This window comes from Paenibacillus urinalis (assembly GCF_028747985.1).
In the GTDB taxonomy this organism is placed as follows: domain Bacteria; phylum Bacillota; class Bacilli; order Paenibacillales; family Paenibacillaceae; genus Paenibacillus; species Paenibacillus urinalis.
Genome location: NZ_CP118108.1, coordinates 140001 through 162726 on the forward strand (window position 1 = coordinate 140001; position 22726 = coordinate 162726).

The following is a 22726-nucleotide window of genomic DNA, read 5'->3' on the forward strand; positions in this document are numbered from 1 at the left end:
TTAGTAAGACCCCTTGAAGACGACGAGGTAGATAGGCTGGGGGTGGAAGTGCAGCAATGCATGGAGCTGACCAGTACTAATCGGTCGAGGGCTTATCCAAAAGATACCCAAGAAAGTGAAGCGAATGCTTCGAAGGTCAATCCGAATACTTTCTCGGGGCCCGGAACAAAACCGGGTAAACAAAGATTCTAACTTCGCACATTGTTTCGTATCTAGTTTTCAGGGAGTAAATCCTTGAAGGTAATTACACATCTTTTGGAGAGATACCCAAGTGGCTATAAGGGGACCCTCTGCTAAGGGGTTAGACTGCGTAAGCGGTGCGAGGGTTCGAATCCCTCTCTCTCCGCCACTAATTATCTAGTTGATTTTTATAATCGGCTATGATAACATTGGACAAGTTGTGTGATAAAAATATGGCGGTGTAGCTCAGCTGGCTAGAGCGTACGGTTCATACCCGTGAGGTCGGGGGTTCGATCCCCTCCGCCGCTACCATATTATACTGGAGACTTAGCTCAGCTGGGAGAGCATCTGCCTTACAAGCAGAGGGTCGGGGGTTCGATCCCCTCAGTCTCCACCATATACGCCGGTGTAGCTCAACTGGTAGAGCAACTGACTTGTAATCAGTAGGTTGGGGGTTCAAGTCCTCTCGCCGGCACCATTTTTCAAAAAAGTTAGGAACTGTGGTGTAGAGGCCTAACATGCCTGCCTGTCACGCAGGAGATCGCGGGTTCGAATCCCGTCAGTTCCGCCATTTAACTTTTGAGAAATGTTAATAAAGCACATGTTCCACGTATAAAGTGGGAAAGGGTTTACCCGACACTTTATTTTTTTTGCCACAATACCTTGGCTCGGTAGCTCAGTCGGTAGAGCAGAGGACTGAAAATCCTCGTGTCGGCGGTTCGATTCCGTCCCGAGCCACTTTTTTAATCCTGGAGGATTAGCGAAGTGGCCAAACGCATCAGACTGTAAATCTGCTCCCTTACGGGTTCGGTGGTTCGAATCCATCATCCTCCACCAGTTTTCTTATGAGCCATTAGCTCAGTTGGTAGAGCACCTGACTTTTAATCAGGGTGTCGAAGGTTCGAGTCCTTCATGGCTCATCACTAAAGTCATCAGTTTCATACTGATGGCTTTTTTTGTTGTATAATAAAGCTGAGCTTAATATGATTAAATCATTCAATGATATTTGATCACTCAGGATATGATAATAAATCGTCATACTTATAATCTGAATACGTTGAGATCGTTAGATTGTCTAATGGTCTGTTGAATACTGGCTTACCTGCTTATTTATTGGTGTAAAACATAAAGTTGCAAAGTGGTGAGTGATGGTAATGGATTATACAGTGTTATTACAGAAGCTGCAGCAAATCATGGACACCTCGTTTGAAATTAATGAGCTCCAAAGTATAGATGATACCAAATCGATTGCTGAACGAGATCTTGGAGAAGCATCGTTTGTCGTCAATGATCAGCTATACTTTCATTTGAATAATGAAAAAGAGGAACAGCCGCTTGTACTATCTGTCTCCGCTCATCGAGTCAGTGCATCAGAGAGAGCTCTTATAGAATGGATCATTACTTCAATGCAGTCTGTCTCTCCTTCGCATGCGGATCAAACAACTGATCAGTCAAATATGAAGTTACTGAGCACCTGGATTCTTGATCAGATAGACAGTGCCGAGCTACTCGCTATACCTGAAGGGCTGGATAAGCTTACGCCAGTCTTCAGCGAAGGGATTGTACCCTTTTATATAACATATGAGGGTGGCCACGATTCAGGTATTGCTTCGAAATCGATGTACAAGCTGCTGCAATCTTACTTTGGCGGAGAGATCATGCTTGTACTGCTAGAGCAGGATAAATGGCTTGTTCTTGCAGAAGAAGCCATCGTACTGGATCGAACAGAGCTCAAAGATATGGACCAGAGCACTGATAGGACAGAATTTGCACTTGAGAGCGAGCTGATGGCGTTTGCCGAGGGTCTATATGAAGTGGTAGCTAATGAATGGGTAGGGGTATTTAATCTATCGGTTCATTCTCCGTTGTATACTTTGGAGAGCCTGCCGAACGTAACCTCATTGCTCATGGAGACAATTCAGCTTGGGAAAGTTTTTAAAATGAGTGAGCATGTGTACTTCCCCTGGCAGTTTACACTTGAGCGCTTGGTATCCAGAATACCTGAAGAGCAGAGATCGGGCTATTTGGATGAGGTGAAGGATTCCTCCATACTTTTTGACGAGGAAACCATATCAACACTCGAGATCTTCTTTCAGCTCGATTGTAATGTCAGCGAAACCGCGAAACGTCTCTACATTCACAGAAATACGCTGATCTACCGGCTGGACAAGATAAAGCAGGAGACCGGTCTAGATGTTCGGAGCTTTAAAGACGCGGTTTTGGTGAAGCTGACACTGCTCTTGTACAAAGTGACGAAAAGGCTCTGATTTTTTTGTATGAATTGTGCATAGTCATAAGAGACCTAACTAGGTTAATATAAGAACAGGAAATGAATTCGATTACATTGTTGATACTGCTGTGTGTATTCGTTTACATTAATTAATGAAATTATGCTGAGGAGGCAATAATCATGGCTGGTGTACGTTTAGAACATATCTACAAACAATATCCAGGTTCAGATAAGGCGACGGTAGTTGATATCAACTTAGACATTAAGGATAAAGAGTTTCTGGTACTTGTAGGTCCTTCCGGTTGCGGTAAATCCACAACACTTCGAATGATTGCCGGCCTTGAGGAAATCTCCGACGGTAAACTATATATTGGTGATCGTGTCGTTAACGACGTGGCTCCAAAAGACCGCGATATCGCGATGGTATTCCAATCCTATGCCCTGTATCCGCATATGAACGTGTATCAGAACATGGCATTCGGTTTGAAACTTCGCAAAGTGAAAAAAGAAGAAATTGATAAGAGCGTTCGCGAAGCAGCTAGAATTCTCGATATCGAGCATTTGCTGGATCGTAAACCAAAAGCTCTGTCCGGTGGTCAGCGTCAGCGTGTCGCTTTGGGACGTGCGATCGTTCGTAATCCACAAGTCTTCTTGATGGATGAGCCGCTCTCCAACTTGGATGCTAAGCTTCGTGGACAGATGCGTGCAGAGATTACTAAACTGGCTAAGCGTTTGGAAACAACCGTTATCTACGTAACGCATGATCAGATCGAAGCGATGACGATGGGTGATCGTATCGTAGTAATGAAAGACGGATATATTCAACAAGCTGCTTCTCCGGAAGAGCTGTACAATAATCCGACGAACTTGTTCGTTGCCGGCTTTATCGGATCTCCAACAATGAACTTCATCAACGGTAAGCTGTCTCAACAAGGAGACACACTTCGTTTTACAGCTACCGGTCTTGATGTAGAAATCCCACAAGGGAAAGCTCAAATCTTGAAGAGCAAAGGTTATGCAGGTAAAGAAGTGATTCTGGGTGTTCGTCCAGAAGATATTCATGAAGAGCCAGTATTCCTGGAAGCTTCCCCGCATACCGTGTTTACTGCTAAAGTAGACGTAAGTGAGAACCTTGGTCACGAATTGCTCTTGTACCTGAGCGGTGTAGGCAGTGATGTTACTATCGCCCGTGTTGATGGACGTTCCAACACTCGTGATGGCAGCACTGTAAAAATGGCGATTGACATGAACAAGGTTCATATCTTCGATAAAGAAACAGAAGCTAATGTACTTGTTCAAGACTAAGATCTTTGGACAGAATAGAGAGGGTTGTCTTGGCTTAGCGCCAGGGCAGCCCTTTTCATTTTTTTATAGGTGCTAGATTGCCCTGCCATGGTATGAACATTGCATTCAGCACTAATTTCCTATACGATAATGACATTGAAGCTAGGTAAAGAGATGTACATAACACACGTAAACCGAATTTATTTCGCATACTAAGGTATTATGAAATGGATTCAACAGTAACATAATTCGCAGGAGTCATCCTGATTGTAATGGAAGGAAGAATCCAACATGGCTAAAAAAGTAAAAGTAACAGAGCTGGCTAATGAATTTCAGCTTGAGGTTGTATCGGGTGAAAAAGGACTCAAGCGTCCGATTACAGTAGATGATCTGAACAGACCAGGCCTTGAAATGGCAGGTTATTTTGAATACTATCCAACGGAACGGGTACAGCTGCTTGGCAAAACAGAGCTTGCTTTCTTGCGGATGCTGCCTGAAGAAGAACGTCGTGATCGAATGAGCCGTCTATGTCATGAGGAAACACCATGTATTGTGGTGACACGCTGTCTTGATGTGCCACAGGAGCTGGTCGATATCAGTAATGAGCGTGACCTGCCCGTTCTGCGCAGCCCAATGTCGACTACGATCTTATCCAGCCGCATTACGGGTTTCTTGGAAGGGAAGCTTGCGCCGACGACAACCATTCATGGGGTTTTGTGCGACGTATATGGCATCGGTCTTCTCATCACCGGAAGCAGTGGAATTGGTAAGAGTGAGGCGGCTCTTGAACTCGTGAAGAGGGGTCATCGTCTCGTTGCAGATGATGCAGTTGAGATCAGCCAAACGGCAGATAATCAATTACATGGTACTGCACCTGAGCTGATCAGACATTTACTTGAGATTCGCGGCGTCGGGATTATCAATGTAATGACACTATTTGGTGTAGGGGCTATTCGAAACCATAAGAGAATTACACTTGTTGTACGGCTTGAGGCGTGGCAGCAGGATAAACAGTATGACCGTCTTGGACTGGACGAGGAGACGACTCGTATTATTGATACAGATGTGCCGCTCGTAACGATTCCGGTTCGTCCTGGTCGTAACCTAGGGGTCATTATTGAAGTAGCGGCAATGAATTTCCGCTTGAAACGAATGGGCGTTAACGCTGCGCTTCAATTTACGAACAAGCTGACGGCAACGATCGCGGAAGATAATGATGATATGGACTGATATAATTAACAAAAGTGATGATAAATTTAAGGAGTGGACAAATGGGCACCTTATTACTTGATCCTATTGCTTTTTCCATTGGCTCTCTTAATGTTCATTGGTATGGGCTTATATTAGGGACCGCAGCCATTGCAGGTTTACTGCTGGCTATGCAGGAAGGGAAACGTTTCGGTATACCTTCTGATTTCTTTATGGATTTATTACTGCTGGGTGTCCCTTCGGCCATTATCGGGGCAAGAATTTATTATGTTGCCTTTCAATGGGATGACTACAAGGACAACTTCTGGGATGTATTTAAGATATGGCAGGGCGGTATTGCTATATATGGTGCGCTGATCGGGGCCATCATTTGTGCATTTTTCTATTTCAGACATAAGGGATATAACTTCTGGAGAATTGTAGACATATGTGCCCCGGGACTACTTATCGGTCAGGCCATCGGCCGCTGGGGGAACTTCGTGAATCAGGAAGCATATGGCGGGCCTGTGGAAGAATCCTTCCTCAGAAATACCCTTCATCTCCCTGACTTTATAGTTAATCAGATGAACGTACAAGGTACATATCATCATCCGGCATTTTTATATGAGTCGATCTGGAACATCGTTGGGCTCCTGCTATTCTTCATTCTGCGTCGTCAAAGATTTATGCGTGCCGGGGAGCTCTTCTTGTCTTACTTCATCTGGTATTCCATCGGACGCTTCTTTATTGAAGGACTGCGTACTGACAGCCTGGCATTCCAAGGCCCTGAATGGCTTGCATCGCTGATCCACGGTATGTGGTCACCGATGACCGCTATGGGCTTCGAAGAAGGCTATTTAGACCCGGCTTACGGCAATATCCGAATCTCACAGCTGCTGGCTATCGCTTTTGTGTTGATTGCAATCGTACTGATTGTTGTGCGCCGAGTGACGGGTGCCTCTAAGGAACGTTATTCAGATCCGATTGTGTCCACGAAGACACCGGCAGTGAAGGCAGATGACGAGCTGACAAGTATGGATAAGGAAAAGGACAACAAAGACGCTTCTCACAGCAACAAGGGGAGCTCTGATCAGAAAAAGGAGTAGTCCAGCATGATTAACACGGTTTTATTTGATTTAGATGGAACAATAATAGATACGAACGAGCTGATTATCAGCTCGTTTCTGCATGTCCTGGAGCAGCTTGGCCCACGAGCACTTCCGCGCGAAGAGATTATTCCGCATATGGGTGGGACACTGGAGCAGCAAATGCAGGCTTTTACAGGAAAGACCGATGTAGCTGAATATGTTACAGGCTATCGTGCATACAATGCGATCCATCATGATGCCATGGTGAATCCCTTCCCGAATGTTACAGAGGTCTGTGAGGAGCTTCGTAAGCAAGGAATTCGAATGGGTGTAGTTACGACAAAGATTCGGCCAAGTACACTGAAGGTGCTGGAAATGTATGATCTTAAGAAGTATATGGAGGTCATCGTTACGGTTACAGATGTGACGCATCCCAAACCGCATCCGGAGCCGGTTCAAAAGGCAGTTGAGGAGCTTGGAGCCGATCCAGCCCAAACCTTGATGGTTGGTGACAGTCCTGTCGATATCCAGTCTGCAAAAGCAGCGGGAGTCTTAGCAGCAGGGGTAGCCTGGTCATTGAAGGGTGAGGCGAAGCTGCGGGAGTACGGGCCGGATTATATTTTGCATGACATGAACGATATATTGACTATAATCCAGAAGGAGCAGTAATTGTGAGAAAGGTGGAGCGTTATCCTGTAGAGGGACACAATGCATTGTGGCATATTTACCGTACGGTGAGTCCCTTTAAGGGGGTTCGCAATTTCATCTGGATCCAGCTCTCAAGATACTGCCCGATTCTGCCTTTGAAGAACTGGATCTACCGAAGCCGGCTGCGAATGCAGGTAGGAGATTATACCGCGTTTGGACTTATGGTGATGGTGGATGTGTTTTTTCCGGAGAGGATCAAGATCGGCACCAACTCTGTCATCGGGTATAACACGACAATTCTCGCGCATGAGTATCTCATTAAGGAGTATCGGCTTGGGGATGTTGTGATCGGTGATCATGTGCTGATCGGAGCGAATTCAACGATCCTGCCTGGTGTGACCATTGGAGATGGTGCGGTCGTTGCTGCCGGGTCTGTAGTTCATAAAGATGTTGCACCGGGGGCTTTTGTTGGCGGTAATCCGCTTCGAGAGCTGAAGTCCAAGGCTGAGATTACTACTGAAAATGAGTCGAAAAGTGAGCCGATGTGAATCAAGGCGAGTCAACAGCAACGCAAATAGGTTATGACTAGGATAGAAAAGAAAAATAGGGACCCAGTGAGGTCCTTTTTTCGTATAAAAAAACTCCATTACTATGTGAACGGGATGCTCCCTAAAGCTCGAGATGAATTGACGTGTTATGGAAGACGTGATATTATATCGAATAATTCTTTAATTTGTTAGATTGGTAGCACTTTAACGCAATAAAGATATGTTCGTGAATACAATGACAATATAAATAATGAGGAGAAATTCAAATGTCTAAACCAAAGGGCTTTGAAAAACCAGCTGGTGTACGCGACTATCTGCCTCATGTGGTTGATAAACTGCGCCGCATCGAGTATCGGGTACTGGAGTGCATGGGCAGCTGGGGATATCGCCAGATTATAACGCCTTCCATGGAATACTATGACACGGTGGGTGTTGCCAGCTCGACCTCGGATAAGAAACTGTTTAAACTGCTCAACAATCGAGGAACTACGCTTGTCCTTCGTTCTGATATGACAGCACCAATTGCACGGGTTGTATCTTCACTTCTCAAGGAGGAGAAGCTGCCTCTGCGTCTGTCTTATCATGCGAATGTGTTCCGAGCCATTGAAGAGGAAGCCGGAAGGGAAGCGGAATTTTTTCAGACAGGTGTGGAGCTGGTTGGAGACGACTCGCCTGAAGCCGATGCGGAGGTGGTTGCTCTGGCTATTGCTTCTTTGAAAGCGGCAGGAGTTCAGTCCTTTAAGATCGCGATGGGACATGTGGGGTTCTTGAACGGGCTATTTGAAGAAATTGTTCCAGGCCAGAAGGAATTGCAGGAGGAGCTTAAGGAAGTCCTGCTGAAGCGTGACTATGTCGGTTATCGTGAGAAGATTGACGAGCTGCCGCTTGAAGACGAATCGAAGGAACGGATGAACGCGATTCTGCGCCTGCGCGGAGGGAAGGAGATCTGCAGTAAGGCAGAGCAGCTGAGTGCAAGCCGTGAAGCTCGCAGCTCGATGAACCATCTCTGCAGCGTATGGGAGGTGCTTGAAGCGTACGGGGTGTCACAGCATGTGTTGATTGATCTGACGATGATCGGCGACTTCTCCTATTACACAGGCATGACCTTCGAGGGATATGCAGCCGAGCTGGGATCCCCGGTATGCAGTGGAGGCAGATATGACAAATTGCTGAAGCAGTTTGGTAAAGACGTGCCCGCTACCGGCTTTGCGCTCAAGACAAACCGAATTGTCGACGGGGTAAGGGGAATTCGTGTGGAGCAGCCGCTGCCTGTACTTATTGAATATACCAAGGAGCACCGGACAGAGGCCTTGTCACGGGCAGGCGAGATGAGAAGCGAAGGACGAATTGTTGTCACCAGGCTGATGGCAAGAGATGACGATCGTTATAATCAGGCCATTGAAATGGGTGAGCAGGGCTCTAACTATGCGGTGTCTATGCTCCAGGGAAAATATGAGAAGGTGTATACTTACAGTAATTCTATCTAAGTCAGCAGGAGGCTAGAAGGAGGGAGTGTCAAACATGAGCGAAATTTTAAAGGTAGCTATGCCAAAAGGAAGAATATATAAGAAAGCTTCTGAGCTGTTTCGTGCGGCAGGCATTGCGATTCCAGCCGATATCGATGAATCCCGCAAGCTGGTCATTCCACTGCCGGAGGCACAGCTGGAATTCATCATGGCCAAGCCGGTGGATGTTCCCACTTATGTAGAGTACGGAGCAGCCGATATCGGTATTGTCGGCAAGGATGTTTTGTTGGAGGAAAACAAAGACGTGTATGAGCTGCTTGACTTAGGGATCGCTCGCTGCCGGATGTCTGTTATCGGACTGCCGGACTGGGAGCCGGGCATCAGACAACGGGTGGCCACGAAATATCCGAATGTGGCTTCACAGTATTTTAGAGAGCAGGGTCAGCAAGTAGAGGTCATTAAGCTGAACGGGTCAATTGAGCTTGCTCCATTAATCGGTTTGGCTGACCGGATCGTTGATATGGTGGAGACAGGCCAGACGCTTCGCGAGAACGGACTCATTGAATTCGAGAGCATGTTCGAGATCACCAGCCGATTGATTGCGAACCGGGTAAGCTACCGGATGAAGAACGCCCAGATTCAGAGTTTATGTGATGCCTTGCAGAAGGTAACTGCAGCACCTGCAGAATAGAGGATAAATGGTTCATGACATGAAATGCTGGAGCGGGTATATGGGTGTGAACCTTGACAATATAAGGTTTAGCCTGACGGTGCTTCATGGAATGAATCATTAAGCAGTTGAATACTTAACGAAATCAATAAAGGATTGTTAGCCCTGAAAGTGTGTCGATGAGGAGGATTCGGTGATGAGAATCGTACCGGCTAAGGAGTTTCGTCTGAAGCGTGATGTGGATTATGGAACGAAGGAACAGAATGAAGCGGTTCGTCAAATCATTCAGGATGTCCGGAGCGATGGAGACGCAGCTGTGCTGAAGTATACTGCTCTCCATGACCGGACGGAATTAACTGCAGCCGAGCTGAAGGTGACGGAGGAGGAGATGAAGGCCGCTTATGATGTAGTGGAGCCTTCATTTATTACCGCAATTCGGGCAGCTGCGCACAACATACGTAAATTTCATGAAAAACAGAAGCGAAGCTCCTGGATGGACTTTGATTCTGATGGAAGTCTGCTTGGACAGATTATCCGTCCTCTGGACCGTGTGGGTGTCTACGTGCCAGGCGGTAAGGCGGCATATCCATCCTCTGTGCTGATGAATGTCATTCCAGCACAGGTGGCTGGTGTGCGCGAGATCGTGATGGTGACGCCGCCGGCAACGAGCGGCGGTGAGGGTATTGACCCGTACATTCTCGTGGCTGCTGCGGAAGCAGGTGTTAACGAGATGTACCGGGTGGGCGGCGCGCAGGCGATTGCCGCCCTGGCTTACGGCACAGAGAGCATTGAGAAGGTCGACAAGATCTGTGGACCGGGCAATATATATGTGGCGCTCGCGAAGCGAGAAGTGTTCGGGGCCGTCGATATCGACAGCATTGCAGGCCCGAGTGAGATTGTGGTCCTGGCGGATGAAACCGCGAAAGCGGACTATGTTGCCGCCGACCTGTTATCTCAGGCGGAGCATGACGAAATGGCCTCCGCCATTCTTGTGACGACGTCCCAGCAGCTGGCTGAAGAGGTACAGCAGGATATAGAGGAGCAGCTTCGGAAGCTGCCGAGAGAAGCCATTGCGAGAGCTTCGGTAGAGGCACATGGAGCGATTATCGTTGTCGATTCCATATTGGAAGGCATTGAAGTTGTGAATAAGCTGGCACCGGAGCACTTGGAAGTGATGGTACAGGAGCCAATGGCTTATGTGTCCTATATCCGACATTCGGGCGCCATTTTTCTTGGACCATACAGCTCTGAACCGGTCGGAGACTATTTTGCAGGACCTAATCACATTATTCCGACCAACGGGACGGCAAGATATGCATCGCCGGTCGATGTGGACGATTTTACGAAGAAGTCGAGCCTTATCTATTACAGCAAGGAAGCGCTCCTCAAGAATGGAGAGGCCATTATGGAGCTCGCCCGTCATGAAGGGCTAGAAGGCCATGCAAGAGCAATTGAAATTAGATTGCAGCAAGAGGGCGATTAATTGTATAGAATTTTTCGTCTGCGCTAGGTTTGCATTAACATTAAGCAAGAGGATAAATAACAACAAGTACGATGAAATAAAAGTGAGATGCTGAAGAGCGGAGGCGTAAAATGGGAAATCAGGACAACAGCTTTATTGAAGAAGGACGCGGAGCGAGCGTCAGCCGAAAAACGAATGAGACCGACATTCAGCTTGCCTTCGGTGTGGATGGGACGGGTCGTTCCGAGATAGAGACGGATGTACCCTTTCTGAACCATATGCTTGACTTGTTTACCAAGCACGGTCAATTTGATCTCCAAGTCGTCGCCAAAGGCGATATCGAAATTGACGATCATCACACTGTGGAGGATATCGGCATCTGTCTTGGCCAAACGCTGCATACTGCATTAGGTGATAAAAAAGGGATCAAGCGCTATGCAAGTGTATTTGTACCGATGGATGAGGCGCTGGCACAGGTCGTGATCGATATCAGCAATCGTCCGCACTTCGAATATCGGGCGCAGTATCCTTCCCAGCAGGTAGGAAGCTTCTCTACAGAGCTGGTTCAGGAATTCTTATGGAAGTTTGCGCTTGAAGCACGCATTACGCTTCATGTTATCGTTCATTACGGTCAGAACACCCATCATATGATTGAGGCTGTATTTAAGGCGCTTGGCAGAGCACTGGACGAAGCGACAGCAGTCGATCCGCGTGTTACCGGTGTCCCATCGACGAAGGGAGTGCTGTAGCCTTATGACCATAGCTATTGTTGATTATGGAATGGGGAACCTGCACAGCGTAAGCAAAGCTGTCGAAAGACTCGGTTATACAGCACTCGTAACAGGAAATGAACAGGAGATTCTAGGGGCTTCCGGCGTCATTCTGCCGGGTGTAGGTGCATTTGGAGATGCGATGCAGCATCTTCGGGAAACGAAGCTCGATACGGTCGTTAAGCAGGTAAGCGAGAACGGAACACCGCTGCTCGGTATTTGTCTTGGGATGCAGCTGCTCTTCAGCCGGAGTGAAGAGCACGGGAATCATGAAGGTCTCGGTATTTTGCCAGGGGATGTTGTCAGATTTGAAGAGAGAGCAGAGTATAAGGTTCCACATATGGGATGGAATGAGCTTGAATTCAAGCATGAGGATAGCCCTCTGTTTGATGGACTGGAGGAAGGGCATGTGTACTTTGTCCATTCCTATCATGTGAAGCCGGAAGTGGAATCGAATCTGCTGGCAGTTACGGATTATGGGTATCCAGTGACCGCAATTGTCGGCCAAGGCTCTGTATATGGCATGCAGTTTCATCCCGAGAAGAGCGGAGAGCTGGGAATGCAGCTCCTGAACAATTTCCTGCGTTTAGCGGAAGCTTCTAAATGAGAGGATGAATAAGTCTTAAGAATCTATTGTAACGAGGAGCTTATAGCTATAGCTCTCTTGAATGATGGGGTCAAGATTGGTGTGAGAATCCAGAGAGATGATGGGGGAGGCCTGAATTAGTATGTCTTTGTTCACTATATATCCGGCGATTGATATTCGAGGCGGCAAATGTGTAAGGCTGGTGCAAGGAGACTATAACCAAGAGACGGTGTACAACGACAGTCCGGTAGATGCTGCCAAGGAGTGGGAGGCGCAGGGAGGCTCCTTCATCCATTTGGTCGATCTTGATGGAGCGAAGGAAGGTAAGCCGGTGAATGCTGAAGTCATCGGAAAAATTGCCTCCGCTGTAAATGTTCCTGTGCAAGTCGGAGGCGGGCTGCGCCGGATTGAGGATGTAGAACAGCTTCTGTCACTTGGCGTCGGCCGGGTTATTCTCGGTACTGCGGCAATCGAGGATCGGCAGTTTACAGAGAAGGTGCTTGCTTCCTATGGTGACAAGGTAGCTATTGGCATTGATGCAAGAGACGGTTATGTGGCGACAAGAGGCTGGCTTGAAACTTCTCAGGTTAAAGCGGAGGTGCTGGCCAAGGAGCTTGCTGCATACGGAGCTAAGACTTTTATTTTCACGGATATTTCGAGAGACGGAATGATGCAGGGTCCGAATATTGAAGCCATTGTATCCTTAGCTGAGGTCAGCGGACAGCAGGTGATTGCTTCCGGCGGAGTCAGCACGATGGAAGATCTGGTGCGTCTGCACAGATACAGAGATCAGGGCGTCAGCGGTGCGATCGTTGGAAAGGCCTTGTATACGGGAGCGATTGATCTGAGACAGGCGATCGAGACGATGAATAACAATGGTTTAACGTAAGCGAGTATAGACGAAAGAGCGAGAGAAGAGGTGGACCTATGCTGGCCAAGCGAATCATTCCGTGCCTGGATGTAAAGGACGGCAGAGTAGTAAAGGGAGTCAATTTCGTCAATCTGAGAGACGCCGGTGATCCTGTAGAGCTGGCTGCCTTGTATGATAAGGAAGGGGCAGACGAGATTGTCTTCTTGGACATTTCGGCCTCAGCAGAAGGGCGGGAGACGATGATTGAGGTCGTCCGTCAAACCGCTGGAGAAATTGCGATTCCTTTCACAGTCGGCGGGGGAATCAAGCATGTGGATGACATGAAGAGAATTTTGCGTGCGGGTGCGGACAAGATCGGGATTAATACAGCCGCTGTACTGAATCCGGATTTAATTACTCAAGGTGCACAGCGGTTCGGTTCTCAGTGTATTGTGGTTGCCGTCGATGCCAAGTGGAACGAGTCCATTGGCGATTGGGAGGTATATACACACGGCGGGAGAAAGGCTGCGGGGATTCGGGCACTGGATTGGGTCAAACGAGCTGAGCAGCTGGGAGCTGGAGAAGTACTCTTAACGAGCATGGATACAGACGGAACGAAGGACGGATTCGATATCGCACTGACGAAGGCTGTCAGTGAGACAGTCGGCATTCCCGTTATTGCTTCAGGCGGTGCAGGGCAAGAAGCGCATTTTGAAGAAGTGTTCACAGAAGGCAAAGCAGATGCAGGGCTAGCTGCAACGATCTTCCACTATAAAGAGATCGCGATACCGCATCTCAAACAGCAGCTGAAATCCAAAGGGGTTGAAATTCGATGAGTACAGAACTAGCAATAGAAGCCGTCCGTTTTGATGAAAAGGGTCTAGTCCCTGCCATCGTTCAGGATGCGGACACCAAAGAAGTGCTGATGATGGCCTATATGAATGAAGAGTCGCTGCTGAAGTCCATCTCAACGGGAGAGACCTGGTTCTGGTCTCGTTCGCGGAACGAGCTGTGGAATAAGGGGGCGACGTCCGGTAATGTTCAGTCGATCATAACTATGAAGTACGATTGTGATGGAGACACGCTGCTTATGCTGGTAGAGCCAAAAGGCCCAGCTTGCCATACGGGCGAGAACAGCTGTTTTTATCGTGAGATTCGTGGACTGGCTCGAACGAATGCTTCTGTGACTGTACGCGGTACTAGTGAGGGTGGTTCTGCATCGGAAGTCCGGTTTGAAGTACTGGCTGAGCTGGAGCGTGTCATCTCAGAGCGTGAGAAGGAGCGCCCTGAAGGTGCATATACGACATATCTGTTCGATAAAGGCGTAGATAAGATCCTCAAGAAGATCGGTGAGGAAGCGTCAGAAACGATCATCGCTGCCAAGAATAAGGATAATCAGGAGCTCAGACTTGAGGTCAGTGACCTGATCTATCATTTACTCGTTCTCCTTGAAGAACGGAAGCTGCCGCTGGATGAGATCATGCAGGAGCTCAGTCTTCGTCATGAACGTCCACGCCGGGATTAAGGAAGGTGAGAGCTCTATGTCTATGCTAATCGACTTTCATACACATCATGCCCGCTGCGGGCATGCCGTTGGAGAGCTGGAAGCCTATGTACAGCAAGCCGTTCGGCTCGGTTACAGCCAAATTGGGCTGTCCGATCATATGCCGCTGATCCACGTCGATCCGGCAACGTATTATCCTGAAATGGCCATGCCAATGGAGGAGCTTCCCCGCTACGTGGAGGAGTGTTTATCACTGAAGGAGAAGTACAAGGGACAAATCGAGGTGCGCGTCGGTCTTGAAGGTGACTACATCGAGGGATGGGAGGAGAAGATTGAGCAGATCATTCATGCCTATCCTTTTGATTATGTCATCGGCTCCGTTCACTTCTTGAAGGAATGGGACATTTCGGATTATCGGCAGGTGCATAACTGGGAGAACAAGGATGTTCTTGAAGTGTACAAGACGTATTACGATGCAGTGAAGAAGGCGGCACGCTCAGGGCTCTATGATTTTCTCGGGCACATTGATGTGATCAAACGTTTCGGCTATACACCCAAGCCAGTGGAAGCAGAGGAATGGTTGCAGCTGGAGAGCTCCGTCCTTGAGACGATTGCCGCAAGCAGGATGGCAATAGAGCTGAATGCCTCTGGTCTATCCAAGCCTTGTGCGGAGATGTTCCCGAGCCGGCGAATACTTGAGAAAGCCTGTGAACTGAATATTCCAATCACGGTTGGATCTGATGCACATGATCCGGCGAAAGTAGGCGAGCATGTCGATCAGGCAAGAGAACTTCTAAGAGAAATCGGCTACACTGAGCTTGCCGTATTCGAGCAGCGAAAACGGTCGTCTGTTCCATTGTAATCCGCTCGCCTAAGAGTATAATGGAAATATAAGGTTGTATTACGGATGACTAGTAGTGACGTCAAAAATTCAGCTCCAGGAGGTATGTATGCAGCATTCTCTCCGTATATTTTCGGGTTCGTCCAACCCTCAGCTTGTACAAAATATTTGCCGCAAGCTTGGAGTCGAATCGGGTAAGCTCAAAATATCCCGCTTCAAGAGTGGTGAGATTTATGTGCACTATGAGGAAACGATCCGAAATTGTGATGTATTTCTAGTCCAATCGCTGTCGAGACCGATCAACGAACTGCTCGTGGAGCTGCTCGTGATGATTGATGCCGCCAAGCGGGCATCTGCCCGAACGATTAATGTCATTTTGCCCTATTATGGCTATGCAAGGCAGGAACGCAAATCCGCACCACGAGAGCCGATCTCTGCCAAGCTGCTGGCGGATGTACTGACGACAGCGGGTGCGAGCAGAGTCGTAACGATCGACCTGCATGCTGCAGCAATCCAGGGCTTCTTCAATATACCCGTTGATCACCTGACGGCTCTTGATTTGATATGTGACTACTTGAAGAGTAAAAATATTGCGAATCCGGTTATTGTGTCACCGGATGCAGGCCGGGCCTCCATGGCGGAGAAGCTGGCCAGCAGACTGGACTCACCATTCGCCATCATGATTAAGAAGCGTCCCAATCATAATGAATCGGTTATTACTCATGTTATCGGGGATGTAGATGGCAGGACACCGATTATAATAGAAGATTTAATTGATACAGGTACGACCATTGTAAATGTGGTGGAGGGGCTTAAAGAGAGAGGAGCCGGTCCTGCTATTGTCTGCGCGACGCATGGTCTATTTTCAGGACCAGCCTTGGAAAGGCTTACGCACCCTCATATTTCTGAGATTGTGGTCACCGACTCCATAGCGTTGCCCGAATCAGGTAATCCTTCGTGCTTCACGGTCTTGTCCGTTGCACCGATGCTGGCGAGAGCGATTCGTATTATTCTTGATGGCGGCTCAATTGCCACGTTGTTTAAGGATGCTGGTGTATAGAAGTTCTCCCTATAGACGGGAGAGCTTTTTTTATTACCACTCCATGAAGATGGATAGTATATATTTTCATTGAGTGCATAGTTTTGCAATACCGGCGAAGAGTTGCTCAGATTATGTTATACTGGAGAGTATGAAATTGTATGTTATGGGGAGGTGCCTTGGCACATATGAAAAGCAAGCCACAGCGGACTGACAGCTCTTCTAATAATGTTATACAGGTTCATCTCGATGCTTCTTTCTTCTTTGAAAGAGCCGTCCGCGAGCTGGATCGCAATCATTATGACAAGGCGCTTAAATATTTTCGCAAAGCTGTTGAATATGAACCGGACAATCCGGTGAATCATTGTAATATGGCGGGTATATTATCAGAGATGGGTGATTATGCCGGCTCGAATGAAGTATTGGAGCATATCATGAAGCACGTTGACTCTGGAATGACAGAATGCTACTTCTATATGGCCAATAACTACGCCAACATGGAGCAGTTTGAATCTGCCGAGGAAGCACTGGTGACCTATTTGGAGGAGGATGAGCAAGGGCACTTTCTCGAAGAAGCAGAGGAAATGATGGAGCTTCTATCTCACGAGCTCAAACGCAAGCCTCATGTTAAAAGGATCAAAGCAAGAGAAGGCGTTGCAGAGCATGATTATGCGCGCAGCTTGCTGGAGGAAGGCAAATTTGCACAGGCAGCAGAAATGCTGGAGAGCATCGCTTCCGAGCATCCTGATTTTGTATCAGCACGCAACAATCTAGCTCTGGCTTACTATTATATGGGACGATTCCCGAAAGCCAAGCAAACGATATACGATCTGCTTGAGCAGGAGCCCGGCAATTTGCATGCACTGTGCAATCTGGCGATTTTTTATCAGAACGAAGGAGACACAGAGCAAGTGGCACTGCTATTGAAGCAGCTCTTGACCCTGGTTCCTTTTGAACAAGAGCATGTATTTAAGCTGGGCACTACGATGGGGATCTTAGGTCAGCACGAAGCGGCCTATATGCATTTCCGCCGGCTGATGAAGAGTGGAGAGGCTGGGAGTGATCCTTCACTCGTGCATTATACGGCTGTCGCCGCATGCAATACCGAAAGGTATGATACAGCGAAACGACTGTGGCAGATGGTCAGTCAGCTGGATCCGGAGTCAGAGGTACCGAAGTTTTATTTGGACCAGCTCCATTCGAGAAGAGAGGATCAAAGCGTAGGTCCTGTAAGCTACCACTATCATTTACCGTTCGAAGAGCAATTTCGTCTGTGGGAGAAGTACGGAAGCCATGTGCCCGATGATATCAAAAAAGATCCGTTAATCCGTTCTTCCTTCTTCTGGGCTCTTCATCACGGCGATGATGCAACGAAGGCCAATGTCATTAGGGCGCTTCGAATAATTGGAGACTATGAGGTTCAGCAGGCTCTTACTTCTTTTTTGGAGGAGGAAGGGGAGAGTCTGGAGCTGAAGCAAATGGCGCTGTCTGTGCTCCGTGAGATTGGGGATCTGAACGAAACCGATATGGATGACGGAGCTTCGGAATCTCTGTCGAATTCTTACGGTCAAGGCACACCGGTACTGACGCAATACCGTTTTGGCCGAAGCGAACAGGGGCAGGAGTCATCTCCTGTACTGGATGATCGGCAGCAGGCAAGGTCGTCGACATGGCTCTCGAGAAAATGAATAAACGATCTGAGCATTTGCGTGAAGGTGTTCAGCATTTATGGGCAGACTATCTGATGAGAGTGTCTCCTGACATGCCGGCCATTCAGCATACAGAAGGATGGTCAGCTGCCCTGGAATATCTGACGATGAAGTATGTATCTAAGGGAACAACGTATTCAGAACTGGCCCAAAGATACGGGATTTCTGCATCAACTGTAAGCAGATACGTGAAGCAAATTGATCGTGTATGTGATATTCAGCATCGAATTGAACACATCTTTCAGGCTCTGAAGGAGAAGAAATCGTAGCATTCCACAATAAACGCTAGGGAGGTATCCGTATGTCTCACTATAGATCGGTTATTATTGGAACAGGACCCGCAGGTCTGACTTCAGCCATATACTTGGCTCGTGCGAATATGAATCCACTCGTGATCGAGGGTCTTGAGCCAGGTGGACAATTGACAACCACAACAGAGGTGGAGAACTTCCCGGGCTTTCCCGAAGGGATTCTAGGTCCTGAGCTGATGGACAACATGCGCAAGCAGGCTGAACGCTTTGGTGCGGAGTTTAAGAGCGGCTGGGTGGACGACATCGACTTGTCTGTGAAGCCATTCCGTATCAAAGTGGAAGGGCGGGAGGAAATAACGGCCGATGCCGTTATCATCTCAACGGGAGCCTCTGCCAAGTATCTTGGTATTCCAGGGGAAAAAGAAAACGTAGGCCGCGGTGTCAGCACCTGTGCGACTTGTGACGGTTTCTTTTTCCGGGGCAAGAAAATTGTCGTCATCGGCGGAGGAGATTCAGCGATGGAGGAAGCCAACTTCCTGACTCGTTTTGCCTCCAGCGTGACCGTCGTTCACCGCCGGGAGGAGCTGCGTGCTTCAAAGATTATGCAGGACCGTGCACGTGGGAATGAAAAAGTGGAGTGGGCTCTTAATCGTACACCGCTTGAGGTCGTAGTGGAGGAGTCAGGGGTCAAAGGTCTCAAGGTGAAGAACAACGAGACAGGCGAAGAAGAGCTGATAGAAGCTTCCGGCGTGTTTGTCGCAATTGGACACCGTCCCAATACGGAATTCCTGAAAGAACAGATTACACTGGATGCCGGGGGCTACATTGCAGTTCATCCAGGCACAACGGAAACAAACATTCCAGGCGTGTTTGCATGCGGCGACGTACAGGATACGAAGTATCGCCAGGCAATCACAGCGGCCGGGTCAGGCTGTATGGCCGCTATGGACTGTGAGAAGTATTTGGAAGGCAGCATGACTCATGACTGGAGCGAGACTCTCAATCCATAAATGAATACAAGATTCACATGACCAGCCGGGCACGTTTCTTTTGTGCCCGGCTGATTTTATGGGCAGCTGTACTAGCTGAAATTCTATGGAGAGCATTCAAGAATTTTTTGTTACAGGTCGCTTTTTATAAGGTGTTTTAGCACTTTCTTCGTCTTGACCGACTTTGTTCCTTCAATTATAGTGATAACGTAAGAATAAATATTACAGATGATAAAGGTGGCTTGCTAGCAATGTCTGAAAATATCTACGTTGGAGTGGATTTGGGCGGAACCGCAATCAAAGTCGGAATCTGCGACGAGCAAGGAAAGCTTCTACATACCTATGAAGGACCTACAGAAGTGGACAAAGGTGTAGATACGGTTATTAACAACATCGAGAAGTATGTCCGTCATATCGCAGAGGAGTCACCATACAGTTGGGACCAGCTTGCAGGAGTTGGTGCAGGAGTTGCCGGATTCACTAATGTGCGCGAAGGAATTATTATTCTGGCACCTAACGTAGGATTTCGAGATGTTCCGATTCGTTCCATTCTCGAAGAAAGACTTGGCAAGCCTGTCAAAATAGATAATGATGCGAATGTAGCAGCACTTGGCGAGGCATGGGCTGGTGCGGGCGCTGGCGTTGAGAATTGTGTGTGCTATACGCTTGGAACAGGCGTTGGCGGCGGTATTATTATTAATGGCAAGATCTATCAAGGCTTCTCGGGTATGGCTGGAGAGCTTGGCCATGTCAGCGTTGTCCCGGATCTTGAGGCGATTAAGTGCGGCTGTGGCAAGATGGGCTGTTTGGAAACCGTTTCATCTGCAACCGGTATTATTCGTATGGCGAAGGACGCTGTTGAACGCGGAGATCACACGAGCCTGAGCACTGTACCAACGATTATGGCGAAGGATGTGTTCGATGCAGCCAAAGCAGGAGATGAGGTAGCCCTTCGTATTGTTCGTCGTGCAGCCTTCTATCTCGGCAAATCACTGGCTGCAGTAGCAGCTGTACTGAACCCGCAGTCTTATATTATCGGGGGCGGCGTATCGAAGGCAGGAGACATCCTGTTCGACGAAGTGCGCAGCGTGTTCGCGAGCTACACCCCTGAACCACTGCAAGATGGGGTATCTATTGTACCCGCTACGCTTGGCAATGATGCAGGAATCGTCGGAGCCGCTGGACTGTTAATTCGATCTTAATTCATACAAGAAGTTATACGGGACGAACTGAAATTGATAGGGGGGATATTCATGTCAGAAGGTGAAAAATCACCAGCAGGAGGAGCAACCCTTATTATCATTACAGGGATGTCAGGAGCAGGGAAGACGATTGCAGTGCAAAGTCTTGAAGATCTGGGCTTCTTCTGTGTCGACAACCTGCCACCGGTTCTCATTCCTAAGTTTGCGGAGCTCATTGTGCAGTCAAACGGGAAGATCTCCAAAGTGGCGCTCGTCATCGATTTACGAGGACGCGAATTTTTTACGGCATTGTCGGAGTCTTTGAACTACATCAAGGATCACTTCACCATCCATTGTGAGATCATGTTCCTTGATGCCCAGGATGGCGTATTGGTACAGCGTTATAAGGAGAGCAGACGCCGTCATCCACTTGCACCAGATGGCATGCCGCTGGACGGAATCAGACTGGAGCGCAAGATGCTGGAGGAGCTCAAAAATTCAGCCACACAGGTCATTGATACGAGTAATATGAAGCCTGCACAGCTGAAGGAGCGGATCATCTCCCGTTTCTCACATCTTGAGGCGAATATGCTGTCGGTCAATGTAACGTCGTTCGGATTTAAATACGGTATTCCAATTGATGCGGATCTTGTATTTGATGTACGGTTTTTGCCGAATCCTCATTACGTGGAGCATCTGCGTCCAAACACCGGGCAGAACAGTGATGTCTATGAATATGTAATGAAATGGCCAGAGACGCAGTCCTTCTTGACGAAGCTGCTGGATATGCTGCATTTTCTTATTCCACAGTACCGGAAGGAAGGGAAGAGCCAAGTCATCATTGGAATTGGCTGTACCGGCGGCAAGCACCGCTCGGTTGCCATATCTGAATACCTTGGCAAGATGCTTGGTGCAAGTGAGACAGAATCTGTATCTGTAACGCATCGGGATGCGGATCGTGACCGTCATTAACGGGTCAGAATCAAGAGATTTAGTATAGAAAGGTTGCAGTTAGGCATCATTTATCATAAAGGCAGAGCATGATTATTCTAGAGGCTGACTGTTTAAAAGTTGTGGTGAGCATTCCGTATGAAAGTTCATGCTAATAATAGCCATTGCGGAGGTTACAGCATATGATGTATAATCCGCTCTTGTCAGAATCAGTTTTCATAACGCTGTTAGAGGTAGTATGAAATGGATTCCCTTAGGTGATAAATAGCTTAACTTGAGCAACTTCTTATAGAAGGTGAAGTGATGAAAGTGGCTGTTGAACAAATGAAACGTCCGCATATCGTCGTAATGGGCGGGGGTACAGGGCTGTCTGTTATGCTGCGGGGGTTAAAGAATAAGCCGCTTGATATCACGGCAATCGTTACGGTAGCTGATGACGGGGGGAGCTCAGGCATATTGCGCGATGAGCTGCAGATGCCTCCTCCCGGCGATATCCGTAATGTACTCACAGCGCTTGCTGATGTGGAACCGCTGATGTCAGAATTGCTTAATTATCGTTTTAGTGGAAGTAATGGCTTGGCAGGACATAGTCTTGGCAATCTTATCTTGGCAGGTATGACCGATATAACGGGCGACTTTGTGACTGCAGTCCGGGAGATCAGCCGCGTCTTTGCAGTACGTGGACAGGTGCTTCCCGCTGCCGGTGAAGCCGTCGTTTTACACGCAGAAATGGAAGATGGCACAATCGTAACCGGTGAGTCGCAGATCCCTGAGCATGGCGGCCGGATTAAACGAGTGTTCCTTGAACCGGATCACGTGGAGCCGTTGCCAGAGGCTGTCGCTGCTATCGAACAAGCAGATGCCATTATTATAGGTCCAGGCAGTCTCTACACCAGTATTTTGCCCAACCTGCTCGTTCCCAAACTGGCAGAAGCTGTCGTTGCCTCCCAGGCGGCGAAGATCTTTATTTGCAACGTGATGACCCAGCCAGGGGAAACCGACGGATATACGGTAAGTGACCATCTCAAAGCTATTGATGCGCACATCGGGACGAGATTGTTCGACTACGTTATTGTAAATAATGGAGATATACCAGAACCGGTACAGGAGATGTATGCGGAGCAAGGCGCTAAGCCTGTACAGATGGATCTGGAAGAAATACTTAAGCTGTCTAACGAGTGTATTGCAGATCGGCTTGTTCTATACAGGACCTATCTTAGACATGATGCCAATAAGCTCAGTCATCATATCTATACGCTCGTTCAAAATTGGATGATTCGAAAGAGGTGAG

The 22726-nt window shown here is 48.0% G+C and carries 20 protein-coding genes, 8 tRNA genes, 1 rRNA gene and 1 pseudogene (1 of these 30 running past the window's edge); all 30 read left to right on the forward strand.

What is annotated here, in order from left to right:
• A 23S ribosomal RNA gene (locus PUW25_RS00655) occupies positions 1-100 on the forward strand; it begins 2832 nt to the left of the window's first position.
• Between the two features lie 157 nt (positions 101-257).
• Positions 258-349: transfer RNA gene (locus PUW25_RS00660), tRNA-Ser, on the forward strand.
• 66 nt (positions 350-415) lie between these two features.
• Positions 416-492: transfer RNA gene (locus tag PUW25_RS00665), tRNA-Met, on the forward strand.
• A gap of 9 nt (positions 493-501) precedes the next feature.
• Positions 502-577, forward strand: a tRNA-Val gene (locus PUW25_RS00670).
• Positions 578-582: 5 nt separating this feature from the next.
• Positions 583-658: transfer RNA gene (locus PUW25_RS00675), tRNA-Thr, on the forward strand.
• Between the two features lie 16 nt (positions 659-674).
• Positions 675-751, forward strand: a tRNA-Asp gene (locus tag PUW25_RS00680).
• A gap of 94 nt (positions 752-845) precedes the next feature.
• Positions 846-918: transfer RNA gene (locus PUW25_RS00685), tRNA-Phe, on the forward strand.
• 13 nt (positions 919-931) lie between these two features.
• Positions 932-1017: transfer RNA gene (locus PUW25_RS00690), tRNA-Tyr, on the forward strand.
• Between the two features lie 10 nt (positions 1018-1027).
• A tRNA-Lys gene (locus PUW25_RS00695) sits at positions 1028-1100 on the forward strand.
• A gap of 234 nt (positions 1101-1334) precedes the next feature.
• On the forward strand, positions 1335-2447 hold the full coding sequence (locus PUW25_RS00700; protein WP_193746109.1) for a PucR family transcriptional regulator: 1113 nt from the start codon (positions 1335-1337) through the stop codon (positions 2445-2447).
• 143 nt (positions 2448-2590) lie between these two features.
• Positions 2591-3715, forward strand: a complete 1125-nt coding sequence (locus PUW25_RS00705) for an ABC transporter ATP-binding protein (protein WP_047913879.1) — start codon at positions 2591-2593, stop codon at positions 3713-3715.
• Between the two features lie 270 nt (positions 3716-3985).
• Positions 3986-4924 (forward strand): HPr(Ser) kinase/phosphatase, encoded by a 939-nt coding sequence (gene hprK, locus PUW25_RS00710; protein WP_274337884.1) that lies wholly within the window; start codon positions 3986-3988, stop codon positions 4922-4924.
• A 41-nt stretch (positions 4925-4965) separates the two neighbouring features.
• Positions 4966-5988 (forward strand): prolipoprotein diacylglyceryl transferase, encoded by a 1023-nt coding sequence (gene lgt / locus PUW25_RS00715; RefSeq protein ID WP_205055142.1) that lies wholly within the window; start codon positions 4966-4968, stop codon positions 5986-5988.
• 6 nt (positions 5989-5994) lie between these two features.
• Entirely contained in the window at positions 5995-6639 is a 645-nt protein-coding gene (ppaX, locus tag PUW25_RS00720) for a pyrophosphatase PpaX (RefSeq protein WP_047913882.1), read from the forward strand.
• A gap of 2 nt (positions 6640-6641) precedes the next feature.
• Entirely contained in the window at positions 6642-7166 is a 525-nt protein-coding gene (locus PUW25_RS00725) for an acyltransferase (RefSeq protein WP_193746110.1), read from the forward strand.
• 266 nt (positions 7167-7432) lie between these two features.
• Positions 7433-8653 (forward strand): ATP phosphoribosyltransferase regulatory subunit, encoded by a 1221-nt coding sequence (locus PUW25_RS00730; RefSeq protein ID WP_047913884.1) that lies wholly within the window; start codon positions 7433-7435, stop codon positions 8651-8653.
• 34 nt (positions 8654-8687) lie between these two features.
• Complete coding sequence (gene hisG, locus PUW25_RS00735) at positions 8688-9323, forward strand: ATP phosphoribosyltransferase (RefSeq protein WP_047913885.1); 636 nt, start codon at positions 8688-8690, stop codon at positions 9321-9323.
• A 175-nt stretch (positions 9324-9498) separates the two neighbouring features.
• Positions 9499-10785, forward strand: a complete 1287-nt coding sequence (hisD, locus tag PUW25_RS00740; protein ID WP_047913886.1) for a histidinol dehydrogenase — start codon at positions 9499-9501, stop codon at positions 10783-10785.
• 110 nt (positions 10786-10895) lie between these two features.
• Positions 10896-11513, forward strand: coding sequence for an imidazoleglycerol-phosphate dehydratase HisB (gene hisB, locus PUW25_RS00745; protein ID WP_047913887.1), 618 nt, complete (start codon positions 10896-10898; stop codon positions 11511-11513).
• Between the two features lie 4 nt (positions 11514-11517).
• Positions 11518-12141 carry an imidazole glycerol phosphate synthase subunit HisH gene (hisH, locus tag PUW25_RS00750; RefSeq protein ID WP_047913888.1) on the forward strand — a complete coding sequence of 208 codons (624 nt, stop codon included), beginning with the start codon at positions 11518-11520 and terminating at the stop codon, positions 12139-12141.
• A gap of 121 nt (positions 12142-12262) precedes the next feature.
• Complete coding sequence (gene hisA, locus PUW25_RS00755) at positions 12263-13009, forward strand: 1-(5-phosphoribosyl)-5-[(5-phosphoribosylamino)methylideneamino]imidazole-4-carboxamide isomerase (RefSeq protein WP_047913889.1); 747 nt, start codon at positions 12263-12265, stop codon at positions 13007-13009.
• A 38-nt stretch (positions 13010-13047) separates the two neighbouring features.
• Positions 13048-13806 carry an imidazole glycerol phosphate synthase subunit HisF gene (gene hisF, locus PUW25_RS00760; protein ID WP_047913890.1) on the forward strand — a complete coding sequence of 253 codons (759 nt, stop codon included), beginning with the start codon at positions 13048-13050 and terminating at the stop codon, positions 13804-13806.
• Complete coding sequence (gene hisIE / locus PUW25_RS00765) at positions 13803-14495, forward strand: bifunctional phosphoribosyl-AMP cyclohydrolase/phosphoribosyl-ATP diphosphatase HisIE (protein WP_047913891.1); 693 nt, start codon at positions 13803-13805, stop codon at positions 14493-14495. The genes hisF and hisIE overlap by 4 nt, the downstream gene beginning before the upstream one ends.
• A gap of 22 nt (positions 14496-14517) precedes the next feature.
• Positions 14518-15336: a histidinol-phosphatase HisJ gene (hisJ, locus tag PUW25_RS00770; protein ID WP_047913957.1), complete on the forward strand. Its 819-nt coding sequence runs from the start codon at positions 14518-14520 to the stop codon at positions 15334-15336.
• Between the two features lie 88 nt (positions 15337-15424).
• Complete coding sequence (locus tag PUW25_RS00775; protein ID WP_047913892.1) at positions 15425-16375, forward strand: ribose-phosphate diphosphokinase; 951 nt, start codon at positions 15425-15427, stop codon at positions 16373-16375.
• A 167-nt stretch (positions 16376-16542) separates the two neighbouring features.
• Positions 16543-18332 (forward strand): annotated as a pseudogene (locus PUW25_RS00780) (tetratricopeptide repeat protein).
• A gap of 32 nt (positions 18333-18364) precedes the next feature.
• The gene (gene trxB, locus PUW25_RS00790) at positions 18365-19324 is read left to right on the forward strand and encodes a thioredoxin-disulfide reductase (protein ID WP_047913893.1); all 960 of its coding nucleotides are present in this window, start codon (positions 18365-18367) and stop codon (positions 19322-19324) included.
• 230 nt (positions 19325-19554) lie between these two features.
• Positions 19555-20505, forward strand: coding sequence for an ROK family glucokinase (locus PUW25_RS00795; protein ID WP_274337885.1), 951 nt, complete (start codon positions 19555-19557; stop codon positions 20503-20505).
• Between the two features lie 51 nt (positions 20506-20556).
• Positions 20557-21456, forward strand: coding sequence for an RNase adapter RapZ (rapZ, locus tag PUW25_RS00800; protein WP_047913895.1), 900 nt, complete (start codon positions 20557-20559; stop codon positions 21454-21456).
• Positions 21457-21738: 282 nt separating this feature from the next.
• Entirely contained in the window at positions 21739-22725 is a 987-nt protein-coding gene (locus tag PUW25_RS00805) for a gluconeogenesis factor YvcK family protein (protein ID WP_047913896.1), read from the forward strand.
• Position 22726: the final 1 nt, after the last annotated feature.

Excerpts from the sequence above, each read along its gene's own strand:
- lgt (WP_205055142.1), top strand. The coding sequence starts at position 4,966 with ATGGGCACCTTATTACTTGATCCTATTGCTTTTTCCATTGGCTCTCTT.
- hisH (WP_047913888.1), top strand. The coding sequence starts at position 11,518 with ATGACCATAGCTATTGTTGATTATGGAATGGGGAACCTGCACAGCGTA.
- hisG (WP_047913885.1), top strand. The coding sequence starts at position 8,688 with ATGAGCGAAATTTTAAAGGTAGCTATGCCAAAAGGAAGAATATATAAG.
- hisD (WP_047913886.1), top strand. The coding sequence starts at position 9,499 with ATGAGAATCGTACCGGCTAAGGAGTTTCGTCTGAAGCGTGATGTGGAT.
- hisF (WP_047913890.1), top strand. The coding sequence starts at position 13,048 with ATGCTGGCCAAGCGAATCATTCCGTGCCTGGATGTAAAGGACGGCAGA.
- trxB (WP_047913893.1), top strand. The coding sequence starts at position 18,365 with ATGTCTCACTATAGATCGGTTATTATTGGAACAGGACCCGCAGGTCTG.
- hisB (WP_047913887.1), top strand. The coding sequence starts at position 10,896 with ATGGGAAATCAGGACAACAGCTTTATTGAAGAAGGACGCGGAGCGAGC.
- ppaX (WP_047913882.1), top strand. The coding sequence starts at position 5,995 with ATGATTAACACGGTTTTATTTGATTTAGATGGAACAATAATAGATACG.
- hisA (WP_047913889.1), top strand. The coding sequence starts at position 12,263 with ATGTCTTTGTTCACTATATATCCGGCGATTGATATTCGAGGCGGCAAA.
- PUW25_RS00795 (WP_274337885.1), top strand. The coding sequence starts at position 19,555 with ATGTCTGAAAATATCTACGTTGGAGTGGATTTGGGCGGAACCGCAATC.
- rapZ (WP_047913895.1), top strand. The coding sequence starts at position 20,557 with ATGTCAGAAGGTGAAAAATCACCAGCAGGAGGAGCAACCCTTATTATC.
- hisIE (WP_047913891.1), top strand. The coding sequence starts at position 13,803 with ATGAGTACAGAACTAGCAATAGAAGCCGTCCGTTTTGATGAAAAGGGT.
- hisJ (WP_047913957.1), top strand. The coding sequence starts at position 14,518 with ATGCTAATCGACTTTCATACACATCATGCCCGCTGCGGGCATGCCGTT.
- PUW25_RS00805 (WP_047913896.1), top strand. The coding sequence starts at position 21,739 with ATGAAAGTGGCTGTTGAACAAATGAAACGTCCGCATATCGTCGTAATG.
- PUW25_RS00705 (WP_047913879.1), top strand. The coding sequence starts at position 2,591 with ATGGCTGGTGTACGTTTAGAACATATCTACAAACAATATCCAGGTTCA.
- hprK (WP_274337884.1), top strand. The coding sequence starts at position 3,986 with ATGGCTAAAAAAGTAAAAGTAACAGAGCTGGCTAATGAATTTCAGCTT.
- PUW25_RS00775 (WP_047913892.1), top strand. The coding sequence starts at position 15,425 with ATGCAGCATTCTCTCCGTATATTTTCGGGTTCGTCCAACCCTCAGCTT.
- PUW25_RS00700 (WP_193746109.1), top strand. The coding sequence starts at position 1,335 with ATGGATTATACAGTGTTATTACAGAAGCTGCAGCAAATCATGGACACC.
- PUW25_RS00730 (WP_047913884.1), top strand. The coding sequence starts at position 7,433 with ATGTCTAAACCAAAGGGCTTTGAAAAACCAGCTGGTGTACGCGACTAT.